This window comes from Mesobacillus sp. (assembly GCF_049588175.1).
Classification (GTDB): Bacteria; Bacillota; Bacilli; order Bacillales; family Cytobacillaceae; genus Mesobacillus.
In genome coordinates, this window is sequence record NZ_JBAVFI010000526.1 from 1 (window position 1) to 4,222 (window position 4,222).

Here is a 4,222-nt window from a genome sequence, read left to right on the forward strand (position 1 = left end):
GCAAAAACGACAGGAATTTGTTTGTGCTCCTGATCCATTTTTTTCTTTAAACGCTGCGTCTCAATTCCTCCAAGTGTCACGATCAAGTCAGGTTCTTCAATAAGAAGTTGATCTATTTGCTTGCTTAGCCGCTCCTCACCATCTTTGGCATTCATCACTCTGTACTTAACTTCTTGACGGCTGTAACCGAGGTCCTCTAGACCTTCTTGCAAGCCAGTAAACTTTTCATAACGGTTCTCGCCAATCATCAGGACTCCAATCTCAACCGATTCTTCCTCCTGAATTCCAAGCCAAGCATATAGAATCGCCGAAACGGCAATCATCGTCAGAAAAAAGAAATACCATTTTGTTTTCATGGCACAACGCCCCTCATTCCGTGTCTTCATTTCCACTATAACGGAAAAAGCAAGGTAGCCATCTTGTAAAATAGGATAATTTTATGAACGTATTGGGGTATTGGTGGGGGAACTTATTAAGGGCTCTGTTACTCTAAACTATTGATTTCCACTCCAGGTTTAAAAAGAGCCTACAAAAAAAAGTTCCCCTCAACTCGAGGGGAACTTGATCAATCAATTAGTTTTCATTCCGTACAACAGCATGGCCGCCGAATTCGTTTCTTAATGCGGCAACTACTTTTCCTGTGAAAGTATCGTCTTCTAATGAACGGTAGCGCATCATTAATGACAAGGCGATTACTGGTGCAGCAGCTTGAAGGTCAAGAGCTGTTTCAACTGTCCATTTTCCTTCGCCAGATGAATGCATGACGCCTTTGATGCTTTCTAGCTTAGGCTCTTTTGAGAATGCATTTTCCATCAATTCCATCAGCCAGCTGCGGATAACGGAGCCGTGGTTCCACACGCGTGAAACTTCTTTATAATCGTAATCGAATGGGCTTTTCTCAAGAATTTCAAAGCCTTCAGCGATTGCCTGCATCATGCCGTACTCGATGCCGTTGTGAACCATCTTCAGGAAGTGGCCGCTTCCGACCTTACCTGTATAAAGGTAGCCATTTTCAATTGAAATGTCCTTGAAGATTGCCTCAACATGAGCGAATACTTCAGCGTCGCCACCGATCATTGTACATGCACCATTACGCGCACCTTCCATGCCGCCGCTCGTACCGACGTCCATGAACTGGATGCCTGCTCCAGAAAGCTTTTCTGCACGTCGTAATGTATCCTTGTAGTTTGAGTTTCCGCCGTCGATCAGAATATCTCCAGCCTCTAGATGTGGAATGAAGCTTTCAATCACCTGGTCGATCAGGTCTCCAGCAGGAATCATCAGCCAGATGACACGTGGCGTTGGCAGCATTTCCACCATTGTTTTATAATCAGCGGCAATTTGTGCCCCTTTTGATTCAATATTTTTCATTGCTTCCTGATTAATATCATTTGCCACAACTTCATGGCCGTTTTCCATTAAATTCAGTACCAAGTTAAAGCCCATTTTTCCTAGGCCTACCATTCCAAGTTTCACGTAGATGCACTCCTTTTTTGTTATAACCAGATAGTATCAAATATTTTTTCATATGTATACGTAATTACGAAAATTTTTTTCATCAAATTCAAAGGCATGAAAAATATCTTTCCTAATTAATACCTCTTAATCGAAATAGCCTCACGGATTTTTTGCAGATTGCCTAGTGTTTCTTCCTGCTTCCTGACTGATACGGCTACATGCAGAACATCAATCAAGCTTAGCTGCACGAGTCTTGATGCAAGGGCTTCCGATCGAAAATAAGTTTCCCGTGACGTTGTATATAAGACATAGTCGGCTTCCTTCGTCAAAGGAGATTTATAGTGATTCGTGATGGCGATGGTCGCTGCACCATTAGCTTTTGCAATCCTTAACGCTTCTATGACATCTTTATTGCTGCCGCTGTGTGAAATTCCAATTGCTGCCTGGCCAGGACCAAGCAATGCAGCAGAGATGATTTGTTGGTGGCCGTCGCTGTGGGCGTGGCAATTAATGCCTGTCCGTAAAAATTTATGGTAAGCATCCAGCGCGATTGCCGAGGATCCGCCTGAACCGTAAAAATCAATCCTCGTTGCACGGCTTAAAATTTCTACGATGCTTTCCAGCACCTGGCCGTCCAATAAATTTAACGTATCCTTGATCGCCTCAATGTGGCCGGTAAAAACTTTTTCCGCAAGAGTGAGGACCTCATCCTCTTCCTTGATTTCTTCATGGATATTCTTGATTGGCTCTACCACTTCGCTTGCCAGGGCAATTTTAAAAGCCTGATAGCCGCGGAATCCAAGCCGTTTGCAGAAGCGAAATATGGTTGCTTCAGCGACTGAACTGTTCTCTGAGAACTCGGTGATCGACAGGTGGATAATTTCCTGCGGGTTTTTCAAGATATAATCCGCCACTGCTTTTTCCTTGGAAGACAGTGAGGAGTAGATTGCTTTTATTTTTACGATGACATTTTGTGTACTGATTTCTCCAGCCATTCTTTCGCCCCCTTTATCTTTAACTATTTTATCAAATTATTTTTTAGGTTATTTAGCATTGGTGAAAATTTTTTTCATCTTTGAGAAAAAAATAGAGCCTCAACTGTTGTCGGCTCTATTTTACATAATTAATCTTCCTGGTCTGTTAAAATAACCGGGCCATCCTTCGTGATCGCAATGGTATGCTCATACTGGGCTGACAGCTTTCCGTCCACAGTCCTTGCCGTCCAGCCATTGCTATCCATTTTCGTTTTCCATTCCCCGATGTTGACCATTGGTTCAATTGTGAACACCATGCCTTCTTTAATCCTCGAGCCTCTCCCAGGTAATCCGTAGTGTGGTACATCGGGCTTCTCATGAATGACCGTTCCGATTCCATGTCCGATGAATTCACGCACGACAGAAAAACCTTCAGCTTCCACATACGACTGGATGGCGTGGCCGATATCTCCGATGCGGTTTCCAGAGACAGAAGCAGCAATCCCGCGGTATAATGCTTCTTTCGTTACATCAAGCAGCCTTTGTGCCTCTTCGCTGACCTCACCAACAGCATAGCTCCAGGCAGAGTCCGCAAGCGCCCCCTTCAGGTTCACGACCATATCAACTGTTACGATGTCGCCTTCTTTTAACGCTTCTTTGCGCGGAAAGCCGTGGCACACTTCATCATTGATGCTTGCACATGTTGCATATTTATAGTCACGGTAGCCCTTTTGCTGCGGAGTTGCTCCATGCTTTTTTAAATAATCTTCAACGAATTCATCTATTTCCCAGGTCGTTACACCGGGTTTAATGAAAGTACGAAGCTCTTTATGGACTGAAGCGAGCAATTTGCCGGCTTCCTTCATCTTTTCAATTTCACGTGCCGATTTTAAAACAATCATTCTTTCATCTCCCTGATTCATACAATCTGAAACCCTTATTATATATTATTTTATACAATGTTTTTCGCAAAATGAACATTAAATTCCACTTGGCGCTATGTGAAGTAAAAACGAGTTGAAGTTTGTTTTAAAAAGGATGATTTTTAACTGAAATCTTGTAGTTTAATAAGAATTTGAGATGAGTAATGGCAGTCAACTTATTTTCAAGGTGTAATATTGTTATAGCACCGCCTATATATGTAAATGAATTCCAATTAAATCATCGGTGAAATTTTTTTTGGCGAAGTTCACAATTCTATTGGCGAAAATCGATTTTTATTGGCGAAGTTCACAACTTTATTGGCGAAAATAAAATTATATTGGCGAACTGGAAATTTCGAGCGATTTTTTCCAATTCTGACTCACAAAAAAACCCTTCTCCAACTGCAGAAGGGTTTTCAGTTAAGGGTTTATTTTAACAAATTTAAAGCTTCTCGATTAAATGCTGGGATATCTTTCGGCTCTCTGCTGGTGACGAGCTGATTTTGGCAAACGACAACTTCTTTGTCTTGATATTTTGCGCCAGCATATTCCATGTCCACTCGAATCGATTTATAGCCTGTTGCATCTCTGCCTTCCAGCGTTTTTGCCGTAAGCAGCAGCTGTGGCCCGTGGCAAATAGCGAATACTGGTTTTTTCGCATCCATGAATGCTTTCGCAAATTGGACGAAGCGTTCATCCTCACGAAGCAGGTCTGGGGAGAAGCCTCCCGGAATAAATAAAGCATCAAAGTCTTCAGGGCTTACTTTGTCGATGCTTTCATTAATTTTCACTTCAGCTTTTTTCTGTTTGCCAGTGACCGTTTTTCCTTTTTCCTTTTCAATCGTCATCACTTCATGGCCAGCTTCT

At 42.4% G+C, this 4,222-nt stretch carries 5 protein-coding genes; all 5 read right to left on the reverse strand.

The features are described from left to right. Nucleotides 1-356, reverse strand: a 356-nt coding sequence (locus tag WB217_RS12810) for an ABC transporter substrate binding protein (protein ID WP_423993603.1), incomplete at its 3' end; no start/stop codon positions are given. A gap of 217 nt (nt 357-573) precedes the next feature. Then, nucleotides 574-1,476, reverse strand: a complete 903-nt coding sequence (gnd, locus tag WB217_RS12815; RefSeq protein ID WP_423993604.1) for a phosphogluconate dehydrogenase (NAD(+)-dependent, decarboxylating) — start codon at nt 1,474-1,476, stop codon at nt 574-576. 116 nt (nt 1,477-1,592) lie between these two features. Further along, nucleotides 1,593-2,453: a MurR/RpiR family transcriptional regulator gene (locus tag WB217_RS12820; RefSeq protein ID WP_423993605.1), complete on the reverse strand. Its 861-nt coding sequence runs from the start codon at nt 2,451-2,453 to the stop codon at nt 1,593-1,595. 128 nt (nt 2,454-2,581) lie between these two features. Next, nucleotides 2,582-3,334 (reverse strand): type I methionyl aminopeptidase, encoded by a 753-nt coding sequence (map, locus tag WB217_RS12825; RefSeq protein WP_423993606.1) that lies wholly within the window; start codon nt 3,332-3,334, stop codon nt 2,582-2,584. A 449-nt stretch (nt 3,335-3,783) separates the two neighbouring features. After that, on the reverse strand, nt 3,784-4,222 hold a 439-nt coding region (locus WB217_RS12830), incomplete at its 5' end, for a type 1 glutamine amidotransferase domain-containing protein (protein WP_423993607.1).